General features: G+C 69.1%; 15 protein-coding genes and 1 pseudogene. 10 read left to right on the top strand and 6 right to left on the bottom strand.

What is annotated here, in order from left to right:
- Positions 1-78 precede the first annotated feature (78 nt).
- The gene (locus VYJ16_RS10235; RefSeq protein WP_336350203.1) at positions 79-813 is read right to left on the bottom strand and encodes a YihY/virulence factor BrkB family protein; all 735 of its coding nucleotides are present in this window, start codon (positions 811-813) and stop codon (positions 79-81) included.
- A 329-nt stretch (positions 814-1142) separates the two neighbouring features.
- Between VYJ16_RS10235 and glmM the strand changes: the two genes are divergently transcribed.
- Positions 1143-2477, top strand: a complete 1335-nt coding sequence (gene glmM, locus VYJ16_RS10230) for a phosphoglucosamine mutase (protein ID WP_336350202.1) — start codon at positions 1143-1145, stop codon at positions 2475-2477.
- A gap of 112 nt (positions 2478-2589) precedes the next feature.
- Complete coding sequence (locus VYJ16_RS10225) at positions 2590-3930, top strand: carboxylate--amine ligase (protein WP_336350201.1); 1341 nt, start codon at positions 2590-2592, stop codon at positions 3928-3930.
- A 256-nt stretch (positions 3931-4186) separates the two neighbouring features.
- On the opposite strand, the pseudogene VYJ16_RS22245 reads toward VYJ16_RS10225, so the two are convergent.
- Positions 4187-4396, bottom strand: a pseudogene (locus VYJ16_RS22245) (DUF7853 family protein); the annotation flags it as partial.
- 322 nt (positions 4397-4718) lie between these two features.
- On the opposite strand from VYJ16_RS22245, the gene VYJ16_RS10220 reads away from it, so the two are divergent.
- Entirely contained in the window at positions 4719-5708 is a 990-nt protein-coding gene (locus VYJ16_RS10220; protein ID WP_336350200.1) for an ABC transporter permease, read from the top strand.
- Positions 5709-5783: 75 nt separating this feature from the next.
- A complete protein-coding gene (locus tag VYJ16_RS10215; protein WP_336350199.1) occupies positions 5784-6518 on the top strand; it encodes a DUF7117 family protein in 735 nt (244 codons plus the stop codon).
- 25 nt (positions 6519-6543) lie between these two features.
- Here the strand turns inward: VYJ16_RS10215 and VYJ16_RS10210 are convergent, their stop codons facing one another.
- A complete protein-coding gene (locus VYJ16_RS10210) occupies positions 6544-7437 on the bottom strand; it encodes a tetrahydrofolate dehydrogenase/cyclohydrolase catalytic domain-containing protein (RefSeq protein WP_336350198.1) in 894 nt (297 codons plus the stop codon).
- A gap of 152 nt (positions 7438-7589) precedes the next feature.
- On the opposite strand from VYJ16_RS10210, the gene VYJ16_RS10205 reads away from it, so the two are divergent.
- Positions 7590-7961, top strand: coding sequence for a hypothetical protein (locus VYJ16_RS10205; protein WP_336350197.1), 372 nt, complete (start codon positions 7590-7592; stop codon positions 7959-7961).
- A 36-nt stretch (positions 7962-7997) separates the two neighbouring features.
- Here VYJ16_RS10205 and VYJ16_RS10200 read toward each other — a convergent pair whose 3' ends face one another.
- On the bottom strand, positions 7998-8603 hold the full coding sequence (locus VYJ16_RS10200; RefSeq protein WP_336350196.1) for a hypothetical protein: 606 nt from the start codon (positions 8601-8603) through the stop codon (positions 7998-8000).
- A 103-nt stretch (positions 8604-8706) separates the two neighbouring features.
- On the opposite strand from VYJ16_RS10200, the gene VYJ16_RS10195 reads away from it, so the two are divergent.
- On the top strand, positions 8707-9474 hold the full coding sequence (locus VYJ16_RS10195) for a DsbA family protein (RefSeq protein ID WP_336350195.1): 768 nt from the start codon (positions 8707-8709) through the stop codon (positions 9472-9474).
- Positions 9471-9998, top strand: a complete 528-nt coding sequence (locus VYJ16_RS10190; protein ID WP_336350194.1) for a hypothetical protein — start codon at positions 9471-9473, stop codon at positions 9996-9998. The genes VYJ16_RS10195 and VYJ16_RS10190 overlap by 4 nt, the downstream gene beginning before the upstream one ends.
- A gap of 63 nt (positions 9999-10061) precedes the next feature.
- Here VYJ16_RS10190 and glyA read toward each other — a convergent pair whose 3' ends face one another.
- Entirely contained in the window at positions 10062-11318 is a 1257-nt protein-coding gene (gene glyA / locus VYJ16_RS10185; protein WP_336350193.1) for a serine hydroxymethyltransferase, read from the bottom strand.
- Positions 11319-11592: 274 nt separating this feature from the next.
- Here glyA and VYJ16_RS10180 point away from each other — a divergent pair, with 274 nt between their 5' ends.
- Together VYJ16_RS10180 and tbsP are read left to right on the top strand one after the other, a co-directional pair.
- Positions 11593-13674: a hypothetical protein gene (locus VYJ16_RS10180; protein WP_379762202.1), complete on the top strand. Its 2082-nt coding sequence runs from the start codon at positions 11593-11595 to the stop codon at positions 13672-13674.
- A 333-nt stretch (positions 13675-14007) separates the two neighbouring features.
- Positions 14008-14826, top strand: a complete 819-nt coding sequence (gene tbsP, locus VYJ16_RS10175; protein ID WP_336350191.1) for a transcriptional regulator TbsP — start codon at positions 14008-14010, stop codon at positions 14824-14826.
- Between the two features lie 547 nt (positions 14827-15373).
- Here tbsP and VYJ16_RS10170 read toward each other — a convergent pair.
- Complete coding sequence (locus tag VYJ16_RS10170; RefSeq protein WP_336350190.1) at positions 15374-15664, bottom strand: amphi-Trp domain-containing protein; 291 nt, start codon at positions 15662-15664, stop codon at positions 15374-15376.
- A 204-nt stretch (positions 15665-15868) separates the two neighbouring features.
- Here VYJ16_RS10170 and VYJ16_RS10165 point away from each other — a divergent pair, with 204 nt between their 5' ends.
- On the top strand, positions 15869-16153 hold the full coding sequence (locus VYJ16_RS10165; RefSeq protein ID WP_336350189.1) for a PadR family transcriptional regulator: 285 nt from the start codon (positions 15869-15871) through the stop codon (positions 16151-16153).
- Position 16154: the final 1 nt, after the last annotated feature.

Raw genomic sequence — 16154 nt, 5'->3', positions numbered from 1 at the left:
ATAAACGCTGGTGGTGCTGCAGGTTCTGCCTGTCGGACCGAAACCGTAGCTGTCGGTCGACCGACTACGAGGGTTCGCTCAGTCGTCGAGCGTGGCGGTGAGGGCGACGGCGACGAGGAGCGCGAGCGCGCCGAGGTAGAGGAACGTGACGACGAGGATGACCCCGCCGATGACGCCGTACGCGGGCGAGTACGAGCCGTACGTCGCGTACGTCTCGAACGCGATCCGGAGCGTGGACCACGCGACCGCGGTCGTGGCCGCGCCAACCATCGCCGCACGCAGCCTGGGGCGCGTCGGTGGGAGCGTCACGAACACGGGGAAGAGCGCGAGCGCGACCGCGACGACGTGCAGGATTTGCCACGCGACGTCGTCGGACCCGGTGAGGAGTCCGGACGCGGCGAGCACCATCCCGACGGAGATCGCGGGGACGACGATGGCGCCGGCGACGGCGCGCGCCGCGAACCCGTCGTTGCCCGTGGTCTCGTAGACGCGCTCGAACGCTGCCTCGAGGGCGCCGTAGAGCCGCGTCCACCCCCAGACGAGGCCGACAGCGCCGGCGACGCCGAGCCCGGTCGCCCCGGAGGAGTCGACGAGCGCTCGCCGGAGCACGGACCGACCGGTCGCGGTCAGGGCGCCGTCGAGATACGCGAGCGTCGCGTCCGCGAGCACGGGGCCGTACGTCAGTTGGACGACGACGAACCCGAGCGCGAGCACCGGGACGAGCGACCCCAGCCAGTAGTACGCGACCGCGGCGGCGACGAACGGGACGTCCGCGCGGCGGGCGCGGTCGACCGCCTCGGTCGAGATGCTCACGGCCCGGCGCGGTCGGCGCCTGGCACGCCGGCCGTCGAGGCGGCGGTGCGTTCGCGGCCGCGCTGCTCGCACGACGGGTCGCGCGCAACGAGACGACCGCAACGCGGTATGCGATAGCGTGTCATCGGTTCGTCCTCGGCCCCCAGACGCGTCGTTATTGGCCGGTTACTGGGCGTCGAGGAGCCACCAGCGACCCCGGTACGACGACGCTACCGCCGGGAACGGGGCCCACGCCCCGGTCGACGACCGGCCGGCGGTCCGCGGTCGGGTCGAGGACGCACTCGGGAATAGAGGGTATAACTACCTGGCGGACGCGGGTATCGACTGTCATGTTCGGAACGAGTGGGATACGTGGTCGCGTCGGCGACGAGGTCACCTGCGAGCTGGCGCTGTCGGTCGGGCGTGCGCTGGCCGCGGAGGGCTACGGGACGGTCGTCGTCGGCCGCGACCCCCGGGAGAGCGGCGAGATGCTCGCGGACGCGGTCGTCGCCGGACTGCGCGAGAGCGGGAGCGACGTGGTGCGCGTCGGGATGGCGTCCACGCCGACGATAGCGCGCGCCGTCGAGTGGGTCGACGCGGACGCGGGCGTGTCCGTCACCGCGAGCCACAATCCGGCGCCGGACAACGGCCTGAAGCTCTGGACGGCCTCGGGGCGTGCGTTCGACGGCACCCAGCAGGACGCCATCGCGCGGCGCGTCCGGGAGAACGACTACGCGCTCGTCGACGCGGCGAACGTCGGCTCCCAACGCCACCTCGAGGACGCCATCGACCGGCACGCGGACGCCCTCGCTGACGCGGTCGACGCGGACCTCGACGGGCTGTCGGTCGTCGTGGACGTCGGGAACGGGATGGGTGGCGTCACCGCGACCGTCCTCGACCGGCTCGGCGCCGACGTCCAGACGCTGAACGCGCAACCGGACGGCTCGTTCCCGGGACGCCCGAGCGAGCCGACGGCCGAGCACTGCGGCGCGCTCGCCGCGCTCGTCGCGTCGACCGACGCGGACCTCGGCATCGCGCACGACGGCGACGCCGACCGCATGATGGCGGTGACGAGCGACGGCGAGTTCCTCCCCGGCGACGTCCTGCTCGCCATCTTCGCGACCGACGTCGCGGGCGACGGCGACCGCGTCGCCGCCCCGCTGAACACGAGCCTGGCGGTCGACGACGCGCTCGCGGCGGTCGGTGCAAGCCTCGTCCACACGAAGGTCGGCGACGGGTTCGTCGCCGAGCAGACCGAGGCCGACGACGTCGTGTTCGGCGGCGAGATGAGCGGCGCGTGGATCTGGCCGGACGCGACGAAGTGCCCGGACGGCCCGCTGGCGGCGGTTCGACTCGCGGCGCTCGTCGCGACCGACGGCCCGCTCAGCGAGCTCGCCGACGCCATCGAGACGTACCCGACCCGGCGCGAGAGCGTCGAGGTCCCAGACAAGGCGGCCGTGATGGCGCACGTCGCCGAAGCGGTCCACGCGGACTTCGACGCGGTCGACGACCGCGACGGCGTGCGCGTCGACACCGACGACGGCTGGTTCCTCGTGCGCGCCAGCGGCACGCAGCCGCTCGTCCGCGTCACCGCCGAGGCGCGTTCGTCGGCACGGAGCGAGACGCTCGCCGCTCGCGCCCGCGAGTACCTCGACGACGCGCTCGCCGCGGTCGAAGCGGCGTGACCGCCGGGCGGTACGGCCGATAGCATCGGGGACGGGTACGCGGTGGCTACCAGCGACGCCGCGACCCGTCGGACGTCCATAACGAACTACCGGCAGTCCCGAACGGGTGGGTATGCGACGGACCTACGCCCAGGCGACGGGCCGACGCGGGCGTGTGGCGGTCATCGTTCCGGCGGACCCCGGCGGCAGCAGTCTCGCCTGCATGCGGTCGCTGGGGCACCGTGGCGTGTACGTCATCGGAACCACCACCAGCGGCGACGCGCCCGCGCTCGCCTCGCGGTACTGCGACGAGACGCACGTGCTCCCGGATCCCCGCGAGGACGTCGAAGCGTACGCGAAGGGACTCCTCTCGCTCGCCAGACGCACGGACGTCCGGGCGGTCGTCCCGCTCTCGGAGGTGGACGCGTACGTGCTCTCCAGGCATCGGGATGCGTTCGCGACGCACGTCGGCGCGCCCTGGCCGGACGCGGACGGGATGCGAACCGCGCAGGACCGGCTGGCGTTGTTCGAGCGAGCGGCCGTCTCCGGCGTTCGAACGCCGGAGACGGCGCCCCTCGGCGCGTTCGACGCGTGGACCGACCGGTACGTGGTGAAACCGCGCCACACCGTCGTGGTCGTCGGCGGCGGCGCGCGCACCGGGACCGCGAGCGTGCACGAGCCCGGCGTCGAACCGGACGTCGCGGCGTTCGTCGACGCGATGGGGCACGAACCCATCGCGCAGGAGTACGTGCCGTCGGCGGGCGAGTTCGGGTTCTTCGCGCTCTACGACCACGGGACGCCCGTCGCAACGTTCCAGCATCGGCGCGTCCGCAGCTACACGTACGCCGGCGGCGCGAGCGTCTACCGCGAGTCCATCGCGGACGACGCGCTCGCGGACGCCGGCCGTCGCGTCCTCGACGCGCTCGACTGGCACGGCCCCGCGATGGTCGAGTTCCGGAAGGACGCGCGCAACGGCGAGTACGTCCTCCTCGAGGTGAACCCGCGGTTCTGGGGGTCGCTCCCGCTCGCGGTCGCCGCGGGCGTCGACTTCCCCGCGGCCTACTGGGCGCTCTCGACGGGCGCGGACGTCACTGCTACAGCGTCTGACGACCGGACGTCCGACGCTGCCGGCGAAGACAGCGCGACCCTCGCCAGCGAGCGGTCCCGCGGCGACGGAGGGTCGGCGGCGACCGACGGCGGCCGCCCCGGCGTCGACGCCCAAGAGCCCCATCAGCCTCCGTACGACGTCGACATCGGCTGTCACCGACTCCTCGGCGAGTGCAACTACCTGCTGAGCGTCCACGAACGAGCGTTCGAGCACGTCGAACGGCCGTCGCTCGCGCGCGAAGCCCTCGCCGTCGCACGGTCGCTGGTCGCTCAACCGAACTTCGACGTGCTGTCCCTGCACGACCCGAGACCGTTCCTCGCCACGCTCGCGTCGGACTGGCGGCGCCTCCGCGACCGCGGGCGGTGAACTGCGGCGACGTCACTCGGCGTCGAGCGGATCGTCGAAAATCGTGGTGGCGACGCCGGTACCCACGACCGGCGTCGCCGTCGAGTCGCCGAAGCGAGTCCAGGCCTGTCCACCGTCCCACCGGGACGAGCGACCGACCCACCGGGCGCAGCGATCCAGGCGCGCCCGCTGCCACCGCCGCCCACCCCCAGGTCGGCGACCGATGGCGTCGTCTACTCCACCCGCGCGTCGAGCGCCTCCAGTGCGCGACGTACTCGCGGAGACGCTCTCGAAGCCGCCGTCCCTCGACGCTTGTCACGGCGAGTGCCTCGCCCTCGATGCGTTTCGCGACCGAGACCGCCCAGAGCGGCCGGTCGGCGTCGTCGCCGAGCAGTTCGTCGAGGACGACGTCGTGGACGACCCACTGGCTCTCGGGCGAGAGCGCGATGGTCGTCGTCCCGGGTTCGTCGTTGTGCGTGGTCGACATGACTTTCACCCCGCACTCGCCACTGCGACCGCCACCCACGTAAACCCGCGAACGCCTTCGCGCGTCGAATCGAGACTCGAAACGCGTCGGAACTCCGCGAGCCGTCGCGACGCCAACGGCCACTCGAAGCGATGCCTCAAAGAGTCGTTTGACACTCCGAACGACCTTTTCCGGACGCGTCGCACGTCGGTACCGTGCAGCACGCGACCGCCGGCCGACGGAGTCGCCGCTCCGCCCGGCCGCAGCCGAATCACCGCTCCGCCCGGCCGCGGCCAAATCACCGCTCCGCCCGGTCGCAATCGAGTGCTCGCGGAGGGACGCCGTGAACCGGACGTACGTCCTGCGTCGAGCCGGCGTCGCCGCAGCCTCGCTGTACGCGGTCGTGACGCTCGTGTTCGTCGCGGTGGTCCTCGTCCCCGACCCCGCGCCCGCCGTCCTCAACTACTACAACGTCAACGCCGACCAGATCCCGGCGCTCATCGCCGCGAAAGGCGGGAACCAACCCCTCCTCGACCGCTACGTCGCGTACCTCGGGAACCTCGTGACGTTGGACTGGGGGCGCTCGGTGAGCCGGTTCGGGAGCGTCGGCCCACCGGTCACCGACCTCCTCGTCCGCCACGCACCGTACACGCTCCTGTACGTCGTTCCCGCGCTCGTCGTCGGGTTCACGGCCGGTATCGGACTGGGCGCGTACGCCGCCCTCCGACGCGGCGGCCACGTCGACCGCGTGGTCCAATCCGTCGGCTACCTCGCGTTCGGCGTCCCGAACTTCGTCGTCGCGCAGCTCGCGCTCGTCGTGCTCTCCGCGCAGCTCGGGCTCGTCGAGTTCACGCTCGGCACCTCGCAGGGGAAGTACTACGCGCAGGGCGCAGCCGTCGACGTCTGGACGGTCGACGCGCTCGTCCAGTTCGGTATCGTCGCGACGATACTCGCCATCACGCTCGCCGGCGGACAGGTGCGGTACGCGCGCTCGAAGTGCCTCGAGTACGCGAACGCCGACTTCGTCCGGCTCGCGAGAGCGAAGGGCGCGAGCGACTGGCGGACCATGGCTCACGTCCTCCGAACCGCCAGCCTCCCGCTCCTGACGGGGTTCCTCGACGACGTCGTCACCACGCTCATCGTGCACGTGTTCGTCCTCGAGTTCGTGTTCGACCTCCCCGGACTCGGCCAACTCGGGCTCGTCTCCGTGAAGGCGCGCGACGTCTCGACGACGATGGCGCTCGTCGTCGTCGTCGTCACCGTCGCCATCCTCCTGAACTTCTGCCAGGACCTCGGGATGGGCGTCCTCGACCCGCGCGTCGACGCGGACTGACGACCGCTCGCGACGCCTCCTGTCCGTGGCGCGACGAGACGCAGGTCCTTTCTCTCGGGCGTCCGAAGCACGGGCATGGAGATACGCGGCGAGCGCGAGTGCAGCGACTGCGGGACGCGGTGGTCGTACTACGAGACGGGCGCGGTCGAGTGCCCGGAGTGCGGGAGCATGCGGAGCGTCGGCGTGGACGACGATCGGGCGCTCCACACGACGACGCCCGCGGAGTTCGACCTCACCGAGGCGCGGACCGCGTGGGACGAAGCGCCGGAGGACGAGGCCGTGGACGTCGTCAAGGCCGCGTGCCGCGAGTTCGTGCGCGGGAACGGGTTCGTGCACGCCGGCGAGCTGGTCGCGTTCGACGGGCGTCGACTGGCGGCGCGCGAGCTCGCGAACGCCGTCGACGTCGTCGGCCGCACGCGTTCGTTCGAGAACCCCGAGGATGTCGAGTACTACGTGCTCTCGCTGTTACGGGGCGCGGATACGGGAGAGCGCCCGCCCGCCGCGGACGTCCCACCGGTGATGCACGAGGCGCGAGGACTGGCCACCGCGGACTTCGTCGAACGGTACCGGCGCGACGTCCGCGACTGGCTCGAAGCGACCGACCGCACACCCGTCCCCGCCGCGAACGACGTCCTCACCGGGCTCGAATCCCACCAGAAGCGCGTGCAGGCGCTCCAGGGCGACGTCGACCCCCGGGACGCCGACGCGCTCTACGCCGCCGCGGAGGGACTGAACGCGTACCTCCGCGACGGCGACGAGAACGCGGTCGTCGAGGCCGCCGACCGACTGCGGTCGCTCGGCGACACCTGAGCGGAGAGAAAACCAGTTGTCCCGGTCAGGGCAGCGTCGCGTCGACGCCCGTCTGGAGCCGCGTCGCCTTGATCGTGTTGTAGAGGAGCATCGCGCGCGTCATCGGGCCGACGCCACCCGGGACCGGCGAGATGACCGACGCCTTCTCGCTCGCGCTCTCGAAGTCGACGTCGCCGACGAGCTCGTAGCCCTTCTCCGTGTCCGCGTCCACGCGGTTGATGCCGACGTCGATGACGACCGCGCCCTCCGAGAGCATGTCTCCGGTGACGAACTCGGGGAGGCCCGCGGCCGCGACGACGACGTCGGCGGCCTTCGTCTTCGCTTCCAGGTCCGTCGTGCGGGAGTGACAGACGGTGACGGTCGCGTTCCCGTCGTCTGCCTTCTGCATGAGGAGGTTCGCGAGCGGCTTCCCGACGATGTTCGAGCGGCCGACGATGACGACGTCCTTCCCTTCGGTGTCGACGTCGGCGTGCGCGAGCATCCGCTGGACGCCGTGGGGCGTACACGGCTTGAAGCGCGCCTCGCCCGCAACGAGCCGTCCGACGTTCTCCGGGTGGAAGCCGTCGGCGTCCTTGATGGGGTCGATGGCGTTCATGACCTCGCGCTCGTCGACGTGGTCCGGGAGCGGCGTCTGCACGAGGATGCCGTGGACGTCGTCGCGGTCGTTCAGGTCCGCGACGGTGTCGAGCAGGTCGTCCTGGGAGGCGTCGCCGTCGACCTCGACGTGCACGCCGTTGACGCCGGCCTTCTCGCAGTCGCGCTGCTTCATGTTCACGTACGTCTGACTCGCGGGGTCCTCGCCCATGATGACGGTCGCGAGCCCGGGCGTGACGCCCTCGGCCTCGAACTCGTCGACGGCGTCGCTGACGCCGTCGAATACCTGGTCCGCGAGCGCGTTCCCGTCGATTACGTCTGTCATGGTCGACACCACGACCACGCCCGCCTAAAACCCTCGGATTCGTGCCCAAAACAGCGTAATTTTGGCCTAGATTGTGCACGTTCTTGTATCAGTCGTCGCGGCTGTCAGCAACTGGACAGCACGGTTATGTCGCCATCCTACGTCTACGTGGTATGTTCAGACGGATTATGTCCTGGGTCGTCCGCCGCCAGCGAACCCGAAGCGAGCGCAACGCCCGCCGCTTCTCCGAGTCCCTCCGAACGCGGACCATCCGCGTGTTCACGCGACCGATCCGGACCATCCTCTCCACGACGTTCATGGTCGCCATCGTCGCCATCATGTACCTCCTCACGCAACGGAACGCCGAGACGACCGCCATCCTCGACGCCGAGACCGCGACGGTTCCGCAGGTCCTCGCGCTCTTCCCACCCCTCTACGTCCTCGTCCCCGCACTAATCGCGCTCGTCGTGCTCGTCAACGTCGTCCGCGTCTGGAGCGGCGTCCGCAGCGACATGGGCTGGGACCGCTACGACCACCGGCGGTGAGCGGCCCGCACCTCGATTCTCGGTCGCGGGTTCGAGTCACGGACACTCGACGTCCGCGAACGACGACCGCTCCGAGCCCTGGCGGACGAACCGCGTCGCGCCCGTCGACACCGACACCAGCGCGGCCTGCCCGCCGTAGCCGTGCGTCTCGTCGTGCCCGCGCACCACCACGCACTCCACGTCGATCGGGACCGACACCGTCTCCGACCGCGTGAACTCGCGGGTGCCGTGCGCGTGCAGGAGTTCCCGTCGACCGAGCTCCTCGCCGTCGCGGGTCTCCACCGTCCACCAGTTCGCGTACCCCTCCTCGCCCTCGTCGTCGTGATAGAGCGTCACCGAGAACCGGACCCGACCGTCGCCCTGCGATTCCAGTTCGACGCCGGTCACGTTCGCCTCGCGGAGGTCCAGCGCTCCATCCGTACCGGTCGTCGTCTCCGAAGCAGTCGTCGCCGGCTCGCCCTCACCGTCGGTCTCGTCCGCGGTGCTCGGTTCGGACCCGGTGGCGTCGCCGCCCCCGTCCGTCTCGTCCGTCCCGTCCTCACCGTCACCGTCGTCCGCGTCCTCGGTGCCGGTCAGGCATCCGGCGAGCCCGACAACGCCGAGCGTTGCGAGCAGGCGGCGGCGCGTCGCGGCGTGGTCCATGCGAGAACGAAGGCGTGCCGAAGCGAAAAGCGTGCCGCGCGAATGCGCACGGACCACAGCCCACACCAGTATAGTTAAAGCTCTGCAAGACTGTCGTCCGGACGTGCCCGACGACAGGTCCGCCGACGAACCCCCCATCACGGTCTCCCGTCGCACCGCCCTCGCCGCCCTCGGTGGCGTGGTCAGCCTCGGCGCCGCCGGCGTCTACGCCGCATCGACCCTCGCGACCAACGACGGCGACGCGCTCGCCGGCGACTTCCACCGCGCCGACGGAGAGAGCGCGCACCTCGGCGTGAACTACGCCGGCAGCCCCGTCCTCGGCAGTCTCGACGCCGACCTCAGACTGTTCTACTGGACGGACTACCAGTGCCCGTACTGCAAGCGCTTCGACGTCGACACCCTCCCGAAGCTCGCGGAGAACCACGTCGCGACCGGCGACCTCGCCATCGTCTTCCTCGAACTCCCCGTGTTCGGCGCGGACTCCGACGTCGCCGCCGCCGCGTCGAAGTGCGCGTGGCGCGTCGCCCGCGACGACGACCCGAACGCGTGGGGGCGCTGGCATCGACACGTCTTCGCGCAGCAAGGCGACAAGAACGACGGCTGGGCGAGCGAGACCCAACTCTACGACTACACGACCGACGTCGACGGCATCCCCGAGGACGACCTCCGACGCTGCATGGCCGAGCGCCGGGACGCCGTCACCGCAGCCGTCCAGGAGGACGTCACGACCGCCGTCGACGACCTCGGCCTCCGCCGCGCAACCCCAGCGTTCGTCATGTCGAACGTCGAATCCGGGAAGTGGCTCGGCATCCCCGGCGCCCAGCCGTACGAGACGTTCGAGAAGGTCGTCGAACGCCTCCAGAACACATGAGCGCGACCGACGTCACCCGGTCGCGCTCGGACCGCCTCTACCGCGCACTCACGTACCCACTGCTGTCCGCGGGAACGACCGCCGCCGCGGTCGGCGTCGCCGCGGCGACCTACGTCGTGCTCGTCGCCAGCGCGAACCCGACCGCCGTCGCGACCGCGTTGAGCGCGAGCGCCGGCACCGTCGACGACCTCCTCGTCGCGTACACCGTCGGCACCGTCGACGCCGCCGGCTGGCTCGGGCTCGCACTCACCGTCGCGTACGCCGTCCTCGCCGGCGTCACCACGGTCGTCGTCGCGAGCACGGTCCGCCGCGGCGCCGGCGGCACCGAGAACCTCCTCGGCGTCGCCCCCGGCGTCCTCGCCGCCGGCTGCGCGAGCTGCGGCGCCGGCGTCCTCCCGCTGCTCGGCGTCGCCGGCGCGTACGCGCTCTTCCCGTTCGCCGGGAACCTCGTCCGCGCCGTCGGCGTGCTCGCGCTCCTGTTCGCGCTCGCCCGAACCGGCGACCCACGGCGCTGTGACATCTGACCAGCGACCGGTTCGCCGTCACGAATCCGCGAGAATCGAGCGCCGCCCGACCGCGACGCGCCGTTACGCGAGGTCCTCGTAGATCGGGTACGCGTCGCACAGCCCCTGCACGATCTCCGCGACCTCGGCCTTCACGTCCTCGTCGTCGGGGTGGTCGACGACGTCCGCGATGCAGTCCGCGACCGTCGCCATGTCCGCCTCGTCGAACCCGCGCGTCGTCAGCGCCGGCGTGCCCGCGCGGAACCCGCTCGGGTTGAACGGACTCCGGGTCTCGCCGGGGACCGTGTTCGCGTTCAGGACGATACCGACGTCCTCCAGGGCCTCCTCGACGGTCTTCCCCGTCGTATCGGGATGGCTCGGGCGGAGGTCCACGAGCACGAGGTGGTTGTCGGTGCCGCCGGAGACGAGGTCGAACCCGCGCTCCTGGAGTCCCTCGGCGAGCGCCTTCGCGTTCGCGACGGTCTGCGCGGCGTACTCGTCGAAGTCGTCGTCGAGCGCCTCGCCGAACCCGACGGCTTTCCCGGCGATGTTGTGCATGAGCGGCCCGCCCTGCATGCCGGGGATGATGGCGGAGTTGATGTCGTCCGCGAACTCCTCGCGCGACATGATGATGCCGCCACGGCCCGCGCGGATGGTCTTGTGCGTCGACCCCGTCACGAAGTCAGCGACACCGACGGGGTTCGGGTGCTCGCCCGCCGCCACCAGGCCCGTGATGTGCGCGATGTCCGCGAGGTGGTACGCGTCCGCGGCCTCCGCGGCCTCCTGGATGCGCTCCCACTCGACCTCGCGCGGGTACGCCGAATAGCCCGACACGACGATGTCCGGGTCGAACTCCTCGGCGTGCTCGCGGATGGCGTCGTAGTCCAGGCGCCCGGACTCCTCGTCGAGCTCGTACTGCTCGACCTCGTAGTGCTGGCCCGCGAAGTTCATGTGGTGGCCGTGACTCAGGTGCCCGCCGTGCGTCAGGTCCAGGGACAGGATCTTGTCGCCGGGTTCGAGCACCGCGAGGTAGACGCCCATGTTCGCCTGACTCCCCGAGTGCGGCTGGACGTTCACGTACTCCGCGCCCCACAGCTCCTTCGCGCGGTCGATCGCGAGCTGCTCGACGTCGTCAGCGTACTCGCAGCCACCGTAGTACCGCTTCCCCGGGTAGCCCTCCGCGTAGTTGTTCGTCAGGACGCTCCCCTGCGCCTCCAGGACCGCCTCCGAGACGTGGTTCTCGCTCGCGATCATCGCCAGCGAATCCTGCTGTCGTGTCACTTCACCGTCGAGTGCCGCTGCCACGTCAGGGTCGGTCTCGCGAACCCGCTCGTAGTCCATACGAGAAACCCACACCGGCGGCCGCATAAGTCTACCTTTGACGGACAGAACGCCCACCCCCGGATTGCACGGACGTGCACAGACGCCGGGCGTTATGCGGCCGGCACACCGAGTTCACGACACGCGCGTGTGGCGACGCCCCCGTGACGGTCGGGACACCAACACCCAGACGGCCGGGACAACAACACCCAGACGGCCGCGACAACAACAACACCCAGACGGCCGCGACACCGATACCGGCCACGTCGTGCCGCGCCCGATACACCTAACTGGCATGGGCGGCCACGTACCGACGAGAATGGAGTGGCGGGTGCGTAGTGACGGACTCACGGTCGGTGACGCGGCCAACACGGAACTGCGCGTCACCTCGCCGGACCTGTCGGTGCGCGCGAGCGACACGACCATCCCGCGGCCAGTCGACGTCACCGTCGACTGCGAGGCCTCCGAACTCCGCTTCCCGGTCGCCGTCGTCTACGTCGCCTCACAGGCCAGCGACGCGACGTACGAACTCGAGAACGACACCGGCCCGCTCGACCTCCCCGCGGGCGAGTACGTCCTCGACATCGACACGCACGTGAAGACGTACCTCCAGGTCGACGGGCCGCTCTCGGTGTCGAAGACGCCGGACTTCGAGCAGGTCGTCGTCACGTTCCCCGAGCGCTGCGAGTTCACGCTCGGCTTCCGAAGCCGGAACGACCGACCGACCGACACCGTCACCGTCCCCGAGACGCCGACCGGGTTCGCCGCCGCCGTCACGTACGCGTCGAGCGCGCACAAGACCACGGGCGCGGACCGCACGTACCCGACGCTCCGCGGACACCCGCCACTCGTCGAACTCGGCGACGCGGTAGACGTCCCGGACGCGGTCGTCGAAGCGACGCCCGACGTCGGTATCGAACTCCTCGTCCCACCCGACTACGAGACGCTGTACACGACCGCGCCGCTCGCGTACTACCTGCAGGCGAGCGTGGAGACCGCCGAGGTCGACCAACCGCTGTTGTGCGCGCCCAGCGCCGGTATCCGCGAGCCACTGTCGCCGATGCCGCGCCTGGAGACGGACGTCCAGCGGCTCCTCCGGAAGACGTTCTTCCTCGACTGTCTCGTCCGGAACTCCGGGCCGTACGGGACGAACCTCGCCGAGGAGAGCCTGCTCGACGCGCTCGACCTCGACGGGTCGACGCTCTACCACGCGGACCCCGTCGAGCGCCTGGAGACGTACCTCGACGTGCCGTTCCAGGCGGTCGAGCACCGGCTCCCCGACTGGCACCTGTCGACGTACGTCGACCCGGACCCGGCGTACGTCGAGACGCTCCCGTTCCTCCTGGACTCGCTGTCGCTCGTGTTCCCACCGAAGACGAGCGAACTGGAGGGCGCGGAGCTCGTCGAGCGGTCGCTCGACGACTTCTACCGGAGCCCGCAAGGCCCCGGCGAGGTCGCGACCGTCGACGTCGTCAAACCCGAACTCCGCGGCGGGCGCGTCCACGGCTGGCTCGCCGACGGCGTCCCGATCGACGTGTTCAAGTCCACGCCGTCGGCGTACCGGAACCGCCTGTCGTACATGGACCGCGACCACGACGACACCATCGTCAGCGTCGTCCTGAACGACCAGGACATGGACAAGGAGCACGCGGACGTCGCGAGCATCTACCGCGAAGGCAGCGAGGACCTCCCCATCACCGTCGACGTCTACGAGGAGCTATCGACGAACGAGCTCGCGACGGTGTTCGAGTCCGAGAACGACTTCGTGCACTACATCGGGCACTGCGAGGAGGACGGTCTGCGGTGTCCGGACGGCTACATGCCCGCGAGCGTGCTCGACGAGGTGAACACGCAGACGTTCTTCCTGAACGCGTGCGGGTCGTTCCACGAGGGGATGGCGCTCGTCGAGAAGGGCGCGGTCACGGGCGGTGTGACGTTCACGCAGGTCCTGAACGACCACGCGGTGAAGGTCGGGTCGGCGTTCGCGCGCCTCCTCATCCACGGGTTCAGTTTCGAGCGCGCGCTCCGCATCGCCCGTCGCCGCATCATGATGGGGAAGGACTACGCGGTCGTCGGCGACGGCACGCACACGCTCAGTCAGACGACGAACCGGCTGCCGACGACCGCGGAACTCGAACAGCTCTCGGAGGACCAGTTCTTCCTCCTGTTCGACCAGTTCTCCATCCGCGAAGCCGGCGCGTACTATCATCCCTACGTCGCGGACAACGAGTACTCGTACCTCTCGGGGAACACGTCCGAGTTCGCGCTCGACCGACGCACCACCGTCGACTTCCTCGCTCGCGCGGACACCTCGGTCATCTTCGACGGCGAGTTCTACTGGTCGGACGAACTCGCGACGGAACTCGGCGGTCGTTGAGGAACGGGCACGGCGGTCGTCGAGGTACGGGTACGATAGCCGCTGGTCTGGTTCTCGTCGAAGATCGAGCCGGGGTCGCTACGGGCCCGTGTACGGGCTCGAGGAGCCATCGAGTGCCGTCGGTCGCGGTCCGATTCCCACCCTCGTCGGTTCGCGTTCGTCTCGCATGTGTTACCGCGACACAACTTCATCGCCCCTCTTAAGCGTTGGGTGGCTTCGTCTCGGTCCCGACTCGCCAAACCGCGAGCGCGATTCCTTTCCGATTCTAGCAGGCTTGCCGTTAGGTTAGCCAACAAAATTAAGTACGATAGTAGCGTTGTGTTCTACAGAAGCATGACCTCGAATTTACTAGACCAACAAATTGACGATATCCTCCGCACCGTGCTGGAAGATACCACGGGAGACCTTCTCGTGGTGAATCCGTCCGCGGACGCGATCGAGGAGTTCGTCCGTGTCGCCACGTCCTTCGACGGCGACCTGCCGGACGTCCACATGCTCGCAGACGAGCGGACGCTGAAGGACGTCATGGACGACTTCATCGTCGCATCGAACGCCGCAGACCTCATCGACCAGGACGCGCTGGAACTCCGGACCACCGACGAGAGCCCGGAGAACTCGCTGCTGGTCACCGAGACCGAGGTCGTGGCGCTCGTCCGTGCGGGCAACCGCGTCGGCGGCCTCACCACCGACGACGACGACTTCGTGACGACCGCCTACGACGCGTACATGACCGAATGGGACGACGCCGAGGAGTTCAAGCTCCGCACGCCCCCGATCAGTCGCGTCCGCCAGACGCTCGAGGACGACATCAGCCCCGAGGCCGAGGAGGACTTCGACAACATCCTCGCGAGCCTCGAGACCGCACGCGGTGACGGTGACGGCCTCGACGAGGTCACCATCTCGCTGCTCGTCGCGGCGAAGAACGAAGCGTTGCTCTACGACATCAGCAAGTGGGGCGAGGACGTCGGCATCGCGTCGAAGGCGACGTTCTCCCGGACGAAGACGAAGCTCGAGGACATGGGCCTCATCGACACGGAGAAGGTGCCCATCGACGTCGGTCGACCGCGCCTCCGCCTGAAGATCGGCGACGACCGCCTGCGGAACGCCGACAACGGCCAGCTCGCGACGGTCGCGCAGTCCATCCTGAACTGAACGACGACCTCCATTCTTTCGACGCCGACCCCGATAGCGACCGCGCTGGCGGCACCACGAGGGTCGAGGTGAATCAAGATGGGCTCCCGAACCATAGGCATCAGTCACGCGGCGCGTGCGGACGCGGACGGCTCGGTGGGGTACGTCGTGAGCGACGGGTCGAACGTACCCGTCAGCACCTGGTTACTGGGTCTCTTGGGGCGTCCTCCGGCGGTTTCCGGCGTCGAACCAGCCTGTGATATCAGCCGTGGTCGGTACTTTTAATAGCATGTGGGGGCTTTGCGTAAGTGACGCTTCGCTTGGAGGGCCGAAGCGTCAGCGGGGACCAATCAGGGCGGCAAGCGGGCACGCGGTTTTTCCCCGCGTGCCCTGCTTTCCTGTTTCGATGCACTACACGACACACAGCAATGCCCTCGTCTCGGCGTGTCGTCGGAGACGACGTGTAACGGCTCTTCTGGTGGGTGAGGATGGAGAATCGTGAAACTGGAATCGCTCGCGAGAACGAATTCGCGTCCAGTGGTCTTCAGGCGGCGGTTCGAGTGGCGTGTTACTCGACGGAGAGGGTCGCGTCCGTCGTGGTATCGTCGGCCTCGCGTTCGTCCCATTCGAGCTCGAACTCGATGCTGAGTTCGCCCTCGGTCTGCCCGGCCTTCGTCTCGCGCTCGACCTTCACTTCGAACTCGGGGGACGCCGGTGGGTCGAGTGTGATGGAGTCGGTGCCGGCGCTGAGCGTGATCGCGTCGTCCGCATCGAGCTTGTCTGCGGTGTCGCGGAGGATCGCCGCGATGTCTGCGCGCGCCATCTTGGATTCGGTCTCGAAGAGTACTTCCTCTGGCATACTAACGTGTACGTCGTCCAACGGAATAAGTCATCGCTCTGCCAAAGTGACCCTCGATTTGATACGTCCGACCAGACCCCCCGAATACGTTACATCCTTTGCACGACAGTAACCAGCGGTAATAGCCGCCAAGCCCTGGACTATCGGGCGGAGGCCGTTATGTTTATTTAATTCAGACAATAATGTGTTCGCGTAGATAGATAGATGTACGACCTGACAGGATTCCAGCGTGATCTGCTGTACGTCATCGCGGGGGCAGACGAACCGCACGGACTGGCGATAAAAGAAGAGCTCGAAGACTACTACGAGAAGGAGATCCATCACGGCCGGCTCTACCCGAACCTCGACACGCTCGTCGACAAGGGCCTCGTCGAGAAGGGCGAACTCGACCGTCGGACGAACTTCTACTCGCTCACGCGGCGGGGCAGCCGCGAGATCGAGGCGCGGCGGGAATGGGAGTCCCAGTACGTCTCTCCCGACGAGGAGTAAG

It is taken from the genome of Halorubellus litoreus (assembly GCF_037081675.1).
Classification (GTDB): domain Archaea; phylum Halobacteriota; class Halobacteria; order Halobacteriales; family Natrialbaceae; genus Halorubellus; species Halorubellus litoreus.
Note: the sequence above shows the minus strand (reverse complement) of the source record. Positions and strands in the feature narration are given on the sequence as shown.

Coding starts and splice junctions, on each gene's coding strand:
- glmM (WP_336350202.1), top strand. CDS start 1,143: ATGTTCGGAACGAGTGGGATACGTGGTCGCGTCGGCGACGAGGTCACC.
- VYJ16_RS10225 (WP_336350201.1), top strand. CDS start 2,590: ATGCGACGGACCTACGCCCAGGCGACGGGCCGACGCGGGCGTGTGGCG.
- VYJ16_RS10215 (WP_336350199.1), top strand. CDS start 5,784: ATGGAGATACGCGGCGAGCGCGAGTGCAGCGACTGCGGGACGCGGTGG.
- VYJ16_RS10210 (WP_336350198.1), bottom strand. CDS start 7,437: ATGACAGACGTAATCGACGGGAACGCGCTCGCGGACCAGGTATTCGAC.
- VYJ16_RS10205 (WP_336350197.1), top strand. CDS start 7,590: ATGTTCAGACGGATTATGTCCTGGGTCGTCCGCCGCCAGCGAACCCGA.
- VYJ16_RS10200 (WP_336350196.1), bottom strand. CDS start 8,603: ATGGACCACGCCGCGACGCGCCGCCGCCTGCTCGCAACGCTCGGCGTT.
- VYJ16_RS10190 (WP_336350194.1), top strand. CDS start 9,471: ATGAGCGCGACCGACGTCACCCGGTCGCGCTCGGACCGCCTCTACCGC.
- glyA (WP_336350193.1), bottom strand. CDS start 11,318: ATGGACTACGAGCGGGTTCGCGAGACCGACCCTGACGTGGCAGCGGCA.
- VYJ16_RS10180 (WP_379762202.1), top strand. CDS start 11,593: ATGGGCGGCCACGTACCGACGAGAATGGAGTGGCGGGTGCGTAGTGAC.
- tbsP (WP_336350191.1), top strand. CDS start 14,008: ATGACCTCGAATTTACTAGACCAACAAATTGACGATATCCTCCGCACC.
- VYJ16_RS10170 (WP_336350190.1), bottom strand. CDS start 15,664: ATGCCAGAGGAAGTACTCTTCGAGACCGAATCCAAGATGGCGCGCGCA.
- VYJ16_RS10165 (WP_336350189.1), top strand. CDS start 15,869: ATGTACGACCTGACAGGATTCCAGCGTGATCTGCTGTACGTCATCGCG.